A 15,262-nucleotide genomic window follows, 5' to 3' on the forward strand; every position below is an offset into this window, starting at 1 on the left:
CCGCCGCCAGTACCACCTGCCCGGAGGATCAGAACCACCTCGCCGGACTAGCAGTACCTCCTGGAACTACTCGCCAGATACAAGCCAGCGACCCCCAACGTCCAGAGACGCCCCGGGTCAGGACAGGTTTTCCCGGAACAAGGGATTTCCCCGATTGGCTCCCGATTCCCGGGTTAACGCCGCAAAGTGCCAAAGGTCTTATGAGAAGAGGTCACCTCGGCCGGTCAGGTCGGACTCTTCGTGCGCGCTGAACGAAGTGGAGGGAGAACGCCGATGAGCAAAAGCCATAGACCCTGTCTCCCCCTGCCCGTCCTTGCCCGTTAGACACTCGCTCTTCCCCGCGCACGGCCCCTGGCCCGCGCTCTTCCGGCAACGCCTCCGGACTTCCCACGCGTACACATACTCGCTCCCTGCGCAGAAAGCCGCACACGATGACGAACAGCAGCGAAAGCGTCACCAGCCCTGAAACCGGCCCGACCCCGACGGGGCCGCTTTCCGCCGTGCTCGACTCAGCCCATCTCGGCGATATTGAAGGTGCAATGGGCACCATTCGTCTGGGTGATGATGCACCCCGCCGAGGGTTCCCGGCCAAGTTCCGTACCCTGCTAGCGATCCTCGGCCCCGGGCTCATCGTGATAGTCGGCGATAACGATGCCGGCGCCTTCGGGACCTACACCGAGGCCGGACAAAATTACGGCACCTCACTCTTGTGGACGCTGCTCTTGCTGGTTCCGGTTCTGTATGTGAATCAGGAGATGGTGTTGCGGCTGGGCGTGGTGACAGGAGTGGGCCATGCCCGGTTAATCCTGGAACGGTTCGGAAAGTTCTGGGGTGCGTTCAGCGTCATCGACCTGTTCATCCTGAACGCGCTCACCATCGTTACCGAATTCATCGGGATCAGTCTGGGGCTCCAATACCTGGGCATCCCCCAGGTCCCCGGCGTCATCGTCGCAGCCCTGCTCGTGTTAGGCGCCGTGAGTACTGGATCCTTCAAAAGATTCGAACGCGTCAGCCTGTTCCTGGTGGCTGGGTCACTGCTTCTCGTTCCCGTTTTCGTGCTCTCTCGCCCGAATCTGGGTGAGATGGCCAGGAACTTCATCATTCCGGGAATGCCCGCAGGTTCACAACTCTCGACAGTGATGCTGCTGATCATCGGAATTGTTGGAACTACCGTCGCCCCGTGGCAATTGTTCTTCCAACAGTCTTATGTCATCGACAAACGCATCACCCCGCGCTTCATGAACTATGAAAAGGTCGACCTGTGGATCGGGATTCTGATGGTGATCGTCGGCGCGGCCGCGATCATCGGCTTCACCTCGGCGACCTTCACGGGGCGACCAGAATTCGGCAACTTCACCGACGCCTTAGGAGTGGCCGAAGGCCTCGGTAAGTATGTGGGTCCAGGCGTGGGAATCATGTTCGCAATCGCGCTGATCGACGCATCGATCATCGGGGCGGCTGCCGTCGGCCTCTCCACGTCATACGCCCTGGGCGACGTGTTGGGATTGAAGCATTCACTGCACCGCAAACCGTGGGAAGCCAAAGGGTTCTACGCCGTATTCGCGGGCCTGCTCGTGATCGCTGCCACCGTCGTCCTCATCCCCGGTAGCCCGCTCGGGCTCTTGACCGTCGGTGTGCAAACCCTCGCCGGAGTTCTGCTGCCCTCCGCTACGGTCTTTCTCCTGTTGCTCTGTAACGACAAGGAAGTCCTCGGACCCTGGGTCAACGGCAAGTGGCTGAACCTGTTCACCTCGGTGGTCGTCGCCATCCTGGTCATGCTCTCCATCGTCCTCACGGCCAGCGTGTTGTTCCCGGAGATAACGGCCGGTGCGATCCTGTGGATCCTCGGCGGGGGCACCTTCCTCGGCCTGGCCACCGGTGTGATCGTGGGTGTGCTGCGCCGCCGACGCCCCGCTCGTGAGCCCGTCCCGAAGATGGAGCACGCCCAGCGGTTGCGCTGGAGGATGCCACCCTTGGCCCTTCTGTCCAGACCCGAGCTCTCCACCGGCCGGCGCATCGGTCTTGCTGTCCTGCGCACCTACCTGCTCCTGGCGATGGCCTTGGTCGTCGTGCGGGTAGTTCAACTCGCTCTCGGCCACTGACCAAATGAGTCCTACGCTCAAGTCAACACCCTCAACTCCGCCACGAAACCAAGCATCGATCGGGAAAGAAGACCCACAGTGAACACGACGATCCGCGGCATGACCGATTCCGAGGTCGGCCTCTCGCAGTTGCTCCGGCATACCGTCGTCGACGGCCAAGGAAAAGCCCTCGGCAGGCTCGCTGACGTTATCGTCCGCCTCCGAGGAGACGATTATCCGCTCCTGACCGCGCTCGTGGTCCGAGTCGGCTCCGAAACGGTGTTCGTCCCCATCGCCGACGTCGAGGCTCTGGAGCCCGATCGCATTCAGCTGGCCAGCGCCCGTCTCGACGTCCGGGCATTCGAACGCCGGCCAGGCGAGGTCCTCTTGAACGCCGATGTCCTCGGCCATCGGCTCATCGATGTGGACCTCGCTTCCCTAGTCCGCGCCCACGACGTGTACCTCACCCGGCTGGCCCCCGCCCACGACGTGTACCTGAGCCCGACCCCGGGCGTCTGGGTCGTCACCGGGCTCAACGTCCACCAGTCACACTGGTGGTCCTCACGCCGCGACAAGGGCAATCATCCCGTGCGGGACTGGCGCTCCTTCGAAGCCCTAATCGGACACCAACCCTCCGTACTCGTTCGTACGTCGTTCGGGAAACTGCGCCGACTGAAGGCCGCGCAGATGGCGGACATCATCGAAACAGCAGACGCCAAGGAACAAGACGAGCTCCTCGCCCAGGTCCACGCGGACCCAGAATTCGAAGCTGACGTTTTCGAGGAACTCGAGGAAGACAGTCTCTCCCAACTCCTCAAGTCCAGAAGCACCACGGATGTCGCCGCGGTCCTGTCCCGCATGCGCGCCGACGACGCGGCTGACGCCATTACCGACCTGCCCCAGGAGAGGCGCCAGGACGTACTCGCACTCCTCCCCGAACCTCATCGCACCAAAGTCCTCACACTCTTGGGCTATCACAACGCAACAGCTGGAGGACTCATGGGTGTGGAGTATCTCGCCCTGTCCGAAAACGCCACCATACGAGACGCACTCGACATCATCCGGACATCCACAACCCAACAGCCCGAAGCACTCACCACCATCTACTCCCTCGACAGCGAGGAGCGCCTAACCGGAGCGGTCAGCATCATCCGCGCCCTCCAAGCCGATGCGAATCTCATCTTGAGGGAGATCGTCGACCCGGAGCCAGTTCATGCCGCCCCCGAAGACGACATCATCGACGTCACAACGCGGATGGCGGACTTCAACCTCCTCACCCTGCCGGTACTGACTGAGGACGGGCATATCCTCGGCATCATCACCGTCGACGATGCCCTCGAAGCCGCACTACCAGAAGTCTGGCGACGCCGAGAGGCCCAGGCGCACAGCTCTCAGCCTCCACTCACCGACGAAGACTGAACCCGCCCACATTGGCGGCGAAATACTGACAACGCTCATTAAGGCGGTGCTGAGCGTAGACCGAATGCCCACCATCACGTTCCCTAGTCAGCAGGATCAGATCAGTCCCCACCGTCGACGTCTGCGCCCCAACCAGGGGCAGGAACACGTGGAGACTACGTTCACGATAGATAAGAGGAGATAGTCATGACGCTCACCGAAGAGATCGATGCATTGGCGGAAGAAGTGCGCGCCAAGTGGTTACTCGTCGACGTTGGCCTGCCGTTGGACGGATTCATGAAGATGGTCGCGGCCGACAGCACCCTCACGTGGGAGGCATTTCGCCTCATCGCGAAGCGGATTGACGCGGGCGAATAGTCCGAAAGCCAACGTCGACCCTGAGGAAGTCGTTCCAGCCCGGTGGCCGCGCAAAGCAAGGCAGATCAGGTCCGGTCTCGAGGCCGAGGACGCTCGTCCCAGTTAGTCAGCATATGGTCAGAGGAATGCAAGCAAGATCAGCTTCACTCAGGGCACGGACTCTGCTGCGGCGACTGACCACAGAAGTCGCCGGCGTCGCAGTTGTGTTGGCGCTGGTCCTGACACTGAACGCGTGTTCGGTGGACCCGGGCGGCGCACCAGCTGATTCCTCCCGAACTCCCACGGCGGGCCCGACTTCGACGGGGCCGTCTGCGTCGTCTCCGTCCTCGCCCGACGCAGGGGCCCCGTTCAACCGGACCGCGCACTCAGTCGACGACCCCAACAGCATATGGGTCGTCGTCAATAAGGCGAGACCGTTCAAGCCCCTCGACTTCACCCCTCCAGATCTCGTCGTCGTGGGAGTGCCTCATGTGTGGGAACCGCAACTCCGGAAGCCGGCAGCTGACGCAGTGGTTGCCATGTTCGCCGCGTTCACGGCTGAAACAGGGCTCAAGATGCAATCCCAAAGCGCGTTTCGCAGCTATGACACCCAACGCGGGGTCTACGACCAAGACGTCACGGCCAATGGCCAAGCAGCCGCTGATACCGACACGGCACGGCCCGGCACGAGCGAACACCAGACAGGACTCGCGATCGACATCAGCGCCCTGCCAGCCAAGTGTTCGCTCGCAGCTTGCTTTGGCGACACTACTCAGGGCTCATGGCTGGCGGCAAACGCATGGCGGTTCGGATTCCTCCTTCGGTACCCGGCTGACAAAGTACCCATCACCGGCTACACCTATGAGCCATGGCACTTCCGGTTCGTAGGGATCGACTTGGCCACAGAAATGCACGCAAACGGCGTCAGCACACTCGAAGAATTCTTCGGACTCCCCGCGGCACCGCAGTACAAATAGCCGCTGCCAATCGCGATGCCTGCGGCCAACACGACGCCGGCATCTCCCACGCCCGCCCAAGATCAACCCAGTTCGGCCAGCTTTGGGCCCGCGACGTGAGGCTGGGTCCTCGATGGGAAACGCAGATGGTGATCGCCTGTCACGATGCGTTCACCTGGAGGGTTTCTGAAGTCCGAATCGTGGGTAGAGCAAGGTGAGTCCTGCGGGGAATCCGAATTTGACCGCGTCTGCTGCGTGCGTGACGCCAGGCCCGGTTAGCCGGGCCGTTGTCATACCGGCTGTCTTTGCTGCTGCTTCGGCTGTCGTTGCCTCGGCGGTGTAGGTCGGGTCCTTCTCTCCAGATGTGAAGATCGCATACATGTCGGTGTAGTGATGAGCTTTCATAATGTTGAGCGGTTTCTCGGCGTCGTACGCGGCTTGATTTCCTGCAAAGCCATTGCGAAGGGTCGCGCTCTCTGAGCCCAGCGAGGGTTCGATCTCCCCTGAGATGTCCAGCAGCGATCCGAAAACGTCCGGGTGTTTTGCCCCGAAGGATAGGGCGCATGTGCCGCCGTTGGAGTAACCTCCGATTGCCCAGTTCTGGCGCCCATCGGCTACGTGCAAGGTGGCATGAATGTAGTCGAGAACGTCGCTCATGACATAGGTGTGCACTCGCCCGGCGGGCGAGTCTATGCACAAAGGATTCTTCTCGGGACTGCCTATCTGGTCAATCGTGAGCACGATCGGTGCCAAGCCGCCGTTGGCAGCCGCCATGGAATCAAGTGTCGAGACGAACAGGGAACTTCCGTCGGGGCCACCGGGCTGGCCCATCATCATGATCAAAATCGGCAAAGCCGGAGGGTCGGGCACAAGGGCCGCCGGCGGCAAGTATAAGTATGCCGGCCTCGCCGCGAACCCCGACGCCTTGTTCGGAATCGTCACGGTTCCGTACTGGCCTTTGGCGGGCATCCCGGCCGGCGCCTTCCATGTGGTCCAGAGCGGCGCCGCGGGCTCAGCCGGGACCTGGGATGTCGGGGCAGTTTGAGGCGGCACCGTCAGCGGTTGCCCGACGTCAATATTGAACAGTGACGCCAGTGTCGGGTTGAGCCCATACCCGGCGTTGATACCGAACATCGCCGTCACGAGAAAGAGAGGGATCGTGGTTGCGGCGATGACTTTTCTCCAGCCTCGTGAACGCCACAGGTTCACGATCGCGACCCCTAGAGCAGCAAAGGCCCCGGTTACCCAGTACCGCGTATCGGATTGCAATGGTGTTCCGAATACGTTGAGGCCGAGTTCGGTGATGCTCAGAGTGATAACCGCCGCGATGGCCCCGAGCCCAGCTGCCACAAGAACGGTGCGCACCCATCGGACGGTAGGACGTCGTCGAAGCGCTCTCCGGCCGCCGAGTGATCGTGGTTCGCGACGCACTACGAGATAGATCAACGCTGCCATACTCAGTGCGCTGAAGACCAACACGATCTGTCCATCGACGATGTTGAATGTCAGAAGTGAGTTGGTCACGAGGTCAAGTATCCCCTGCCCTCGCTGTACGATTACCGACCCCTATGCCGGTCCCAAACTGTGCCATAGACGTCGCGGACGTCGTCTTCTCCAGCTTCCGGTTGATCGCATCATCGCCCCTGCGCCGTCCTGCACCCGACGGTCCGATTGTGGCGCGCGGGTCGAGTGTGCTGCCGAGCCAGTGCCCCCGCTTGTCGAAGGCGATCGTTGAGACAAGCCGCGGGCGTTCTGTGCGGAAGATGAATCTGTCGGCCTCTATAGTCACGACTCGGTCGGCATCCGCCGTGCAGAAGTAGACGACCAGAGATATCCCGTCACGAGCGAGCCGCATCGAGTGGTTCTCGCAGATCAGTCTGTATCGCGGTGAGGACTTCGCGGTCAGCTCCACTTCGACAAGCTCCACACAGTCGCCATAGGTTGCGACACCGTCGGCCTGGTGGTCGAGATGGCTGACCGGTCGTCGGTCGCGCTTCCAGGTATATCCGAGAGCAAGATACCGGGCCGATACCGCCGCGACCGCGACCTCATGCCGGGTGGTCTGCCGGAACAGGTTCGGCGGCTGTCTTCCGATAGCATCGTGCGTCGCCCAGACGATCGACGCGCCCTGGAACGTCGGCCGCGCACGGGCGACGAGGCCAGCCTCGACCATCCGCATCACCCAGTGCTGAGCCTTCCTTGTACTGATCGGCTCCGCAGAACCGAGCATCGCGCCCAGTGCCCACCGGATCGCATCGACCTCCGCCAGACGCACAACGCCCAGCCACTCGACCATCGCCAGATCACGCTCTGTCACCTGCACCATGCCGCTCCCCGTCCCTCAGAACTTCAGCCACTCACCGTTCTTCTTCTTGTCTTTTCTCTTTGTTTTTTTCTTTTTCTTTCATTCATATTTCTTTCATCTACCTCTGACTCTTTCCCTGTCCCACCACCACCCCTTTACTTCCCAACCCCCCACACAATGCCGTTGAGTGTGGGGGGTTGGGAAGCGAGCGCAGCGAGGGGGCGGCGGCGGGACAGGGAAAGAGTGCCCTCGGGTCGTCGTTTACCTATTCGCTCTCGATGACGGGGTACACGACCGGGCAGATGTGTGCGCACTCGCCTCGAGGTCCCTCCGGAGAGGACGTCGCGCCAACGATCTTCAGCGCCTCTTCGTCGTTCGAGCTGCCCGCACTGGCCGGGACATCCGGTGTTCTCGGAGGAGTTATCCACAGGCTCGTCTCGCGCGCGCGTACTGCTCCAGTTTTGTTCTTCCTGTTCCTTACTGTTAAAGGGGACGGTGAGCGTCCCCTTGCTGGGTCAGTTTTCGTACCCCTGAAGGGGACGGTGAGCGTACCCCTGAGGTGGACGCTCAGTGACCCCCTAGGCATCCGTGACCCGGTCCCGGAACTCCGGGAGCCGGCGATCAGGCGTCGGCGGTTTGGTGCTGTTGAGGTTCAGTTCGAACTCGGCTGCGCGCCCGTTCCGGCCCGAGCGCAACCGTGTGATCGCGCCGGTGTGGGTGAGTTCGGTCACGGCACGTTTGACGGCCTGGTGGGCCGCGGCGCTCCCGTTGGACGGGGCGAGGAACCCGAGGGCGATAGCGGACGCTTCCCGGCCGGCGAAGTAGCGTCGGGGCGGTTGCCCGCCGGGATTGTGCTCGTCGTCCCAGCACTCCAGGGCCATGTGGATCAGCAACACTCTCGACGCATGACCCAAGCCCAGCTGGGCGGCGACCAGGACGGCGTTCTTCGCCGCATACAAGCCCACGAGACTTCACCCACCCCTACGAGCGGGAGGCGACGTGTCGGCCGTGCACGCTCGTCTGCGCATCGATCGACTCCTCTGCTGGTGACGCTCCGTGGCCCCGGGCGTGGACCCGGGCCTTCCTACCGGCGCGACCGAGAGCCGCGCCAGTGGCTAGATGGCTCAGTGCCGGGTTGGTGGCTCGGAGGTGCGGGTGGTGGCGCTGGCTTCGATCCAGGCGAGGACTTCGGATCTCTTGTAGAGCACCGTCCGGGGTGTGGGCTTGTAGAACCGCGGACCCCTGCCCAAGTAGCGCAGCTGGGCCAGGGCACCGGTCTTCATTCCGGTGATCTCACCCACGGTGGCGGGGAGGATATAGTCGTCGTCCACGATCATCCTGTCTCGATGACAACCTTCCGGTTGTTCCAATGTTGAGGTCACAATATGGCGACTTCTGACATTTGACAAGAGATTGCGTAGTATCTTGTCCGCATGACAGACTTTCGGACCGAGACAAGCATCGGCGACCGCATCCAAGCCATCCGGAAGCACCGCGGCATCCGCACCACGAAAGAACTCGCCGACACGATCCCCGGCGACAACGTCACCGAGGCGATCCTGCAGAACATCGAAGCCGGCCGGAAGAGCGACCTCGCCGTCAGCCAGCTGCTGAACATCGCCCACGCCCTCGGAGTCTCCCCTCTGTTCCTCCTCGCCCCCGTCGGCCGCCCGACTGACACCCTCGACCTGCCCAACCTCAGCTTGGCGTTCGACGGCATGACCGTCGTCGAATTCGACGCCTGGATCTCCGGCGAGACCGACGGCGCCTACCGGTGGACCACAACCGACGAACGCTCCGAACGCACCCAACTACAAACCATGCGCGAGCTCGACGCGCTCATCAGAGAACGCAACCGGCTCGTCAGCAACCTCCAGGTCGAAGCCACACTGAACACGGCCGCCGGCGACAACGACACCGGCCAGCCGTGGAACACCACCCAGGAACGCCTGAACGAAGCCAACCGACGCATCACGCAACTGTCCACGTACCTGACCTCGGCCGGTTGGTTACTCGACGGCTGGGCTCATTGATGTGCGACGGGAGCCATGAACAACAGCAGGGGCGACCTATGACGGGGAAGCGCCGTGTCACCTATGTGGGGCAAGATCGTCGGTGGAACGCGGAGACGCTGCCAGCGTCTCCGCAGCGTCGCTGACGGGCGCAGAGCGCGGAACTTGTAGGGAGGCCGAGGATGGTGCGACCGCGAACACCAATCAGCAATTACGGGACACTGAGCGTGAAGGAGGTGTCCCCCGGTAGGTGGCGGGCGCGCACGCGCTACCGATTCGACGATGGGACTCTCCGTCAGATCGAACGGTTCGCAACCACTCGAGCGCGGGCCAGGATCGCGCTGCAGACGGCGCTGGACACCGCGACGGCGAGCAGATCCCTCGAGGTGAATCGACAGACGTCTCTGGCCCACCTGGCCGATCGGTTCCTGGCCACGAAGGAGGACTGCGCGCCCCGCACGATCGATACCTACCGCCAGACCATCGCCCACCACATCAAGCCGAAGATCGGTGCTCTCACCGTGTCTGAGGCGACGACGGAGCGGCTCGGACGGTTCATCAGTGAGATCACGTCATCGTGTGGGCCGGGCGCCGCGAAGTCCTGCCGCGCCGTGCTCTCGGGCATGATGGGCGTGGCCGCACGTTCCGACGCGGTCGTAGTGAATCCCGTCCGGGAGATCGGCAACATCACCCGGCGTCGCCAGGGCGCCACGGCGATCCCCGTCCAGGATCTACCCGACCTGCTCGAGGCCGTCCGCCGCGACCCGCGTCTCAACGAACTGGATCAGGCCGACGTGATCGTGTTCCTCGCAGGCACGGGAAGTCGTCTGGGCGAGGCACTGGCCCTGAGATGGTCGGCCTTTGACCCCGCCGCGGGCACGATCAGCATCGAGGCGAACGTCGTGCGCGCCCACGGTCGTGGCCTCCTGCTCCAGGACCATCCCAAGACGAAGGCTGGCGCGCGCACGATCTCGATCCCGAACTCGCTCCGGGACCTCCTGATGGAGCGTCAGGGGCGGATCCGGGTGCGCAGCGAGTATGACCTCGTCTTCCCGACGGTGCGCGGAAACATCCGCGATCCGCGGAACACGTCACGGGACTGGCGCGACGCGCGCGACCGCCTCGGCTACCCGACGGTGACTACGCACAGCTTCCGGAAGACGGTCGCGACGGCACTTGATCACTCCGGATTGAGCGCCCGCGAGATTGCCGATTACCTCGGTCATGAGAACCCGTCGCTGACGCAGGACGTCTACATGGCCAAGAGCACAGGAGGCACAAAAGCGGCCAAGGCACTCGACGTGATGATTGTCCCTAAATCCAAAGTGCGGGGTTAGTGGCTTTCAAAGTGCGGGGTTTATGCGGGGTTGGCCTCTGGAGGGCGAAAAAATACCCCGGACTTCCGCAGAAATCCGGGGTTTTTGTAGCGGGAGCGGGAATTGAACCCGCGACACCACGATTATGAGCCGTGTGCTCTAACCAACTGAGCTACCCCGCCACGACCTGCCGGCCTCACGACCGCCCAAGCCTGAGCCCCCTGTGGGAATCGGACCCACTACCTCTTCCTTACCAAGGAAGTGCTCTACCAATGAGCTAAGGGGGCAGAACTTCTTTTCAGAAGTTGCGCCCTGAATTTCGGCAACCGGTAAACATTATCATCTCCGCCGGCCTCCCCGTGACCGTTTCACCCAACGGGCACGAGCACCCCGGGAAGCGCCCACGCCGTGAACGACGGGCCGGGCGCTGTGAGGCGGATGCCGCCGGTCGCGCCCACAAGCTCGGCGCCGCCGAGAAGCCGCGTCGCGGCATCCGCCCCCGCCAGCGCCCCGGCCGGCAGAGACACCGCGCCGGGCGCCCGCGCCGCCAGCACGAGCACCGACTCGTCGGCCGTTTCGCGCACGAAGACGAGCACGTCGTCGTCGACGTGCAGCCAGCGCATCGAGCCTCCGTTGAGGGCCGGGTGGCCGGTGCGCAGGTGGATCAGGGCGGCGTAGAGGTCGATCGTCTCCGCGACGGCCGGCTCCCCCGCGCTCGCCCAGGGCATCGGCGTGCGCGAGTGTTCACCGTCGTCTCCGGTGAGGCCGAACTCGTCCCCGGCGAAGATCACCGGGATGCCGGGCAACGTCACCGAGAGACCGAACGCCACCGGCACCGTTCCGGCCAGCGCATGGGTGCGGAAGCGCGGCGTGTCGTGGGTGTCGAGGGCGTTCATCGTGGCGAGCCGGGTGCGCCAGGGGAACCCGGCGGTGAAGCGACGATGCGCTTCGACGAACTGCACCCCGGTGTACTGCGGGATCGTGCCGTAGGGCAGGCCGAAGAACGAGGAGGGACTGTTCGGCTTCGAAAGCCAGCCCCAGACCGGGCGGGTGAAGTTCGCGTAGGTCATCGCGCCGTGCCAGGCGTCGCCCTGGAAGTCGCTCGCGGCGTCATTGGTGCTTTCCCCGAGCAGGATCGTGTCAGGGTTGACCTCGATCATGGTGCGGCGGATGGTCTGGCGCACCTCGGCGTTGAGGTCGTCGCCGAGCATCCGCCCGGTCATGTTGGCCACGTCGATGCGCCAGCCGTCGAGGCTGTACGGCGGTTCGAGCCAGTGCGCGACGACGGACTCGGGGCCCTCGATGAAGCGCCGGCGGAGCTCGGGCGAGGCCCAATTGAACTTGGGCAGGCTGCGCGCGCCGAGCCAGGAGGCGTAGTCCTGCTGTTCGTCGTCGAACCAATAGTAAAAGGCACTCTCGGGGGCCGCCGGGGCGCGGTGCGCGGCCCGGAACCAGTCGTGCCGGTCGCCGGAGTGGTTGGTGGTGAGGTCTCCGATCACCCGGAGGCCGCGCGCGTGCGCGGCACCGACGAGCCTGACCAGGGCCTCGTCGCCGCCGAGGAGGGGATCGACCTCGGTGAAGCTCGCGGCGTCATAGCGGTGGTTGGACGCGCCGGGGAACACCGGGGTCAGGTAGACGAGGGTGACGCCGAGCCGGGCGAGGTGGTCGAGGTGGTCGATCACGCCGTCGAGGTCACCGCCGTAGAACTGGTGCGACCGACCGGGCTGTATCTGGTCGACATCGTCGCTCCAGTCCGCCGGGATGGCCCATGCGGGCGTGTCCCGCTCGTCGGCCTCCGCGGACCGGCCGAACCGGTCAGGGAAGACCTGGTACATCACGGTCGACTGCGCCCACTCGGGCGGCGAAGCAAACGTGACGAGCTTGAAGTCCTCCGAGTCGAGTGTCTCGATGGAGTGCACACCGCTCGCGTTCAGCCAGGCGTGGCCGCCGTCGGCCAGCGTGAGGAGGAACCGGTAGCCATGCACCGGGTTCTCCACGAGCACCTCGGCCTCCCACCACTGGGCTCCGTCGACCCACTGGGCGCCGTCGACCCACTGGGCGCCGTCGAGCGTGCCGAGCAGGTGTGCGGCACTGAATCGCGGCTCCCGGTCGGGGTTGGACCGTGCGTACACGGCACCGACCGCGCCGAACTGCCGGGGAACGCGCACCCGCACCCGCACGGTCTCCCCGAGCGCGGGCATCTGGGTGGAGACGTACAGCGGCGACCCGTCGTGGTGGGGCTCGGCATGGGGCGGCAGGCGCATCGTGCCGAGTGCTCTTACTTGACCGAACCGGCGGTCAGCCCGCCGACGATGTACTTCTGCAGGAACAGGAACAGTGCCATCACCGGAAGCGCCGCGAGCACGGCCCCGGCGGCGAACACCGAGTAGTTGCTCGAGAATTCCTGGGACACGAACTGGTAGAGGCCGACGGCGAGGGTCTGCTTCTCGGGCGTGATGAGCACGATGCTCGCGATCACGAACTCGTTGGTCGTACCGACGAAGGAAAGCAGGCCGACGACGGCGAGGATCGGGGCGACGAGCCTCAGGATGATCGTGAAGAAGATCCGGGCGTGGCCGGCGCCGTCGATCTTGGCCGCCTCGTCGATCGAGGCGGGGATCGTATTGAAGAAGCCGTACATCAGGTAGGTGTTCACGCCGAGGGCGCCACCGAGGTAGACCATGATCAGCCCGATCTGGGTGTCGAGGCCGATCGCGGGGAAGATGTCCGAGATGCCGCTGAGCAGTAGGAAGATCGCGACGACCGCGAGGAGCTGCGGGAACATCTGCACGAGGACGAGCATCAGCAGCCCCGCCCGACGTCCGCGGAAGCGCATGCGGGAGAAGGAATACGCCGCGAGCGCTCCGAGGAACACGGTACAGACCGAGGTGATCGTGCCGATCAGGAGCGTGTTGCCGTACCAGGCGGCGTAGGGCTGCTGCGGCAGGTTGAACAGGGTCGTGTAGCTGCCGAGGTCGATCTCGTTGAAGAGGCCGTTCGCGGTGATCAGGGTGCCGCCGGGATGCAGCGACGCGGAGAGCACATAGAGGAGCGGGAAGGCGGAGAAGACCACCATGACGGCGCCGACGAGGTGCCGCCAGCCGGTGCGGGAGAACCACCGGCCGAAGTTGAACGGTCGTTTGGTCGGGATGTACAGGTCACTGGTTTCGGGGGCTGCGATTCGCATCTCAGTTCAACTCCTCTAGCGCCTTGGTCTGTTTGAAGCTGATGATCGACACGAGCGCGACCAGCAGGAAGATGATGATCGAGAACGCGCTCGCGAGCCCGTAGTCGCGGCTCGCGCCGACGAAGGCGACCTTGTAGACCATCGAAATGAGGATGTCGGTGGCTCCGACGTTCACGCCGGCCGTGACGTCGCGGGGACCGCCGCCGGTGAGCATGTAGATCAGGTTGAAGTTGTTGAAGTTGAACGCGAACGAGGAGATCAGGAGCGGCGCGACCGAGACGAGCAGCAGCGGGAGCTTGATCAGCCGGAATACCTGCCAGGGCCTTGCCCCGTCCACGGTCGCGGCCTCCTGGATCTCGGTCGGAATCGACTGCAGCGCCCCGGTGCAGACCAGGAACATGTACGGGAAGCCGAGCCAGAGGTTGACGAAGATGATGCTGAACTTCGCGAGCCATTCGTTGGTCAGCCAGGGGATGTCCGCCCCGCCGAAGAGCACCTGGTTCACGAAGCCGAACTGCGGGTTGAGCATGCCCGCCCAAACCAGGGCGGAGAGGAAGGCCGGGAAGGCGTACGGCAGGATCATCACCACCCGGTAGACGTTCCGTCCACGCATCCGCAGGTCATTGAAGACGATCGCGAGGAACAGGCCGAGCCCGAAGGTGGTCAGCACCGAGAGCAAGGCGAAGGCGAAGGTCCACAGGGTGACGCTGATCAGCGGACCGCGGATCGACTCGGAGCCGAAGGCGTGCACGAAGTTCGCGAAGCCCACCTCGACCTTCCAGCCGGGGAGCAGTTCCTCACCGCTCGGCGCCACGAAGGAGCCGGTCTTGCCGTTGTCGGCGTAGACGACGCCCGTGCTGCTGTTCGTCATCGTGCCGTCGGCGGCCGAGTAGACCAGGTCGGAGACGTAGAGGTAGGCGCTCGACCCGTCCGGGGTGCGGAGGGACCCATCGTTCGGGTCGTCCGAGACGGGGACGGAGAGCGCGGCGATGGCCTGCTGCTGGGCGACGATGTCGGCGAAGCGGAGCGAGGTGTAGCCGGCGAGGCCGGTGGCCTTGCCCGCGGCATCCGTCGTCGCGTCTGTGACGACGCGGAGGGGGCTCGTCGCCGAGCCGACGCTCACGGTGCCGTCGGGATCGGTGACGAGGAAGCTGAACTCGCCGGACTGTTCGAGCACGGTGAGGCCGTAGCTCGCGGAGTCGGGGACCCGTTCCTGCGAGGAGACGATGAGTGCGTTGACCGCGTCGGCCTTGGTGCTGTTGTGGCCCGTGCCGTAGTTGGTGAAGGCGATGTAGCCGGAGTAGCCGATCACGAAGATCTGGAAGATGAGGAGGAAGATCAGCCCGGGCGCGAGGTACTTGGCCGGGAGTTTCTGGTGACTGAAGTAGATCCAGTTGACGACCAGGGTGACGAAGGTCACGAGGCCGACGACGACCCAGTCCTGCTTCATCACGAGCACGAAGAGGGCGTAGACGCTGATCGCGTCGACGATGCCGAGAAGCACGATCTTGACGAGGAGCACCTTGACCCCGGCGGAGGCGGCCTCGGCGACCCGGGCGGCCCGCCGGGAGCGTTTCGTCTGCCGGAGCTGCGCCGCGTCCTGTTCGGTGCGTGGTGTGGTCATCGTTGTCCGCTTTCTCGGGTGCAGGT

At 64.0% G+C, this 15,262-nt stretch carries 13 protein-coding genes and 2 tRNA genes; 6 read left to right on the forward strand and 9 right to left on the reverse strand.

Features of this window, described 5'->3' with window-relative positions; translation table 11 throughout:
• The first annotated feature begins 431 nt into the window (after positions 1–431).
• The 4 genes from QN350_RS11600 (at position 432) to QN350_RS11615 (ending at position 4,813) form a co-directional block, all read left to right on the forward strand.
• The gene (locus tag QN350_RS11600; protein ID WP_322138177.1) at positions 432–2,102 is read left to right on the forward strand and encodes an Nramp family divalent metal transporter; all 1,671 of its coding nucleotides are present in this window, start codon (positions 432–434) and stop codon (positions 2,100–2,102) included.
• Positions 2,103–2,180: 78 nt separating this feature from the next.
• Positions 2,181–3,500 (forward strand): magnesium transporter MgtE N-terminal domain-containing protein, encoded by a 1,320-nt coding sequence (locus QN350_RS11605; RefSeq protein ID WP_322138178.1) that lies wholly within the window; start codon positions 2,181–2,183, stop codon positions 3,498–3,500.
• A gap of 186 nt (positions 3,501–3,686) precedes the next feature.
• Positions 3,687–3,857 carry a hypothetical protein gene (locus QN350_RS11610; RefSeq protein WP_166792604.1) on the forward strand — a complete coding sequence of 57 codons (171 nt, stop codon included), beginning with the start codon at positions 3,687–3,689 and terminating at the stop codon, positions 3,855–3,857.
• Between the two features lie 125 nt (positions 3,858–3,982).
• Positions 3,983–4,813 (forward strand): M15 family metallopeptidase, encoded by an 831-nt coding sequence (locus tag QN350_RS11615; RefSeq protein WP_322138180.1) that lies wholly within the window; start codon positions 3,983–3,985, stop codon positions 4,811–4,813.
• A 150-nt stretch (positions 4,814–4,963) separates the two neighbouring features.
• Here QN350_RS11615 and QN350_RS11620 read toward each other — a convergent pair whose 3' ends face one another.
• The 4 genes from QN350_RS11620 to QN350_RS11635 all read right to left on the reverse strand — a co-directional run bounded on the left by QN350_RS11620 (position 4,964) and on the right by QN350_RS11635 (position 8,428).
• Positions 4,964–6,316, reverse strand: coding sequence for an alpha/beta hydrolase (locus QN350_RS11620; RefSeq protein ID WP_322138181.1), 1,353 nt, complete (start codon positions 6,314–6,316; stop codon positions 4,964–4,966).
• 4 nt (positions 6,317–6,320) lie between these two features.
• Positions 6,321–7,118: a hypothetical protein gene (locus QN350_RS11625; RefSeq protein WP_323516408.1), complete on the reverse strand. Its 798-nt coding sequence runs from the start codon at positions 7,116–7,118 to the stop codon at positions 6,321–6,323.
• Positions 7,119–7,675: 557 nt separating this feature from the next.
• Positions 7,676–8,062 (reverse strand): hypothetical protein, encoded by a 387-nt coding sequence (locus QN350_RS11630; protein WP_322138183.1) that lies wholly within the window; start codon positions 8,060–8,062, stop codon positions 7,676–7,678.
• Positions 8,063–8,221: 159 nt separating this feature from the next.
• The gene (locus QN350_RS11635) at positions 8,222–8,428 is read right to left on the reverse strand and encodes a helix-turn-helix transcriptional regulator (RefSeq protein WP_241976220.1); all 207 of its coding nucleotides are present in this window, start codon (positions 8,426–8,428) and stop codon (positions 8,222–8,224) included.
• A 102-nt stretch (positions 8,429–8,530) separates the two neighbouring features.
• Here QN350_RS11635 and QN350_RS11640 point away from each other — a divergent pair, with 102 nt between their 5' ends.
• Together QN350_RS11640 and QN350_RS11645 are read left to right on the forward strand one after the other, a co-directional pair.
• Positions 8,531–9,130: a helix-turn-helix transcriptional regulator gene (locus tag QN350_RS11640; RefSeq protein ID WP_322138185.1), complete on the forward strand. Its 600-nt coding sequence runs from the start codon at positions 8,531–8,533 to the stop codon at positions 9,128–9,130.
• Positions 9,131–9,495: 365 nt separating this feature from the next.
• Entirely contained in the window at positions 9,496–10,446 is a 951-nt protein-coding gene (locus QN350_RS11645; protein ID WP_322138186.1) for a site-specific integrase, read from the forward strand.
• An 87-nt stretch (positions 10,447–10,533) separates the two neighbouring features.
• On the opposite strand, the gene QN350_RS11650 is transcribed toward QN350_RS11645, so the two are convergent.
• From QN350_RS11650 to QN350_RS11670, 5 genes are all read right to left on the reverse strand, one after another.
• A tRNA-Met gene (locus tag QN350_RS11650) sits at positions 10,534–10,607 on the reverse strand.
• 33 nt (positions 10,608–10,640) lie between these two features.
• Positions 10,641–10,712, reverse strand: a tRNA-Thr gene (locus QN350_RS11655).
• Between the two features lie 81 nt (positions 10,713–10,793).
• The gene (locus tag QN350_RS11660; RefSeq protein ID WP_322138250.1) at positions 10,794–12,689 is read right to left on the reverse strand and encodes a glycoside hydrolase family 13 protein; all 1,896 of its coding nucleotides are present in this window, start codon (positions 12,687–12,689) and stop codon (positions 10,794–10,796) included.
• A gap of 14 nt (positions 12,690–12,703) precedes the next feature.
• On the reverse strand, positions 12,704–13,612 hold the full coding sequence (locus QN350_RS11665) for a sugar ABC transporter permease (protein ID WP_322138251.1): 909 nt from the start codon (positions 13,610–13,612) through the stop codon (positions 12,704–12,706).
• A 1-nt stretch (position 13,613) separates the two neighbouring features.
• Positions 13,614–15,236: an ABC transporter permease subunit gene (locus tag QN350_RS11670; RefSeq protein WP_323503303.1), complete on the reverse strand. Its 1,623-nt coding sequence runs from the start codon at positions 15,234–15,236 to the stop codon at positions 13,614–13,616.
• Positions 15,237–15,262: the final 26 nt, after the last annotated feature.

This window comes from Cryobacterium sp. 10I5 (assembly GCF_035019865.1).
GTDB lineage: Bacteria > Actinomycetota > Actinomycetes > Actinomycetales > Microbacteriaceae > Cryobacterium > Cryobacterium breve_A.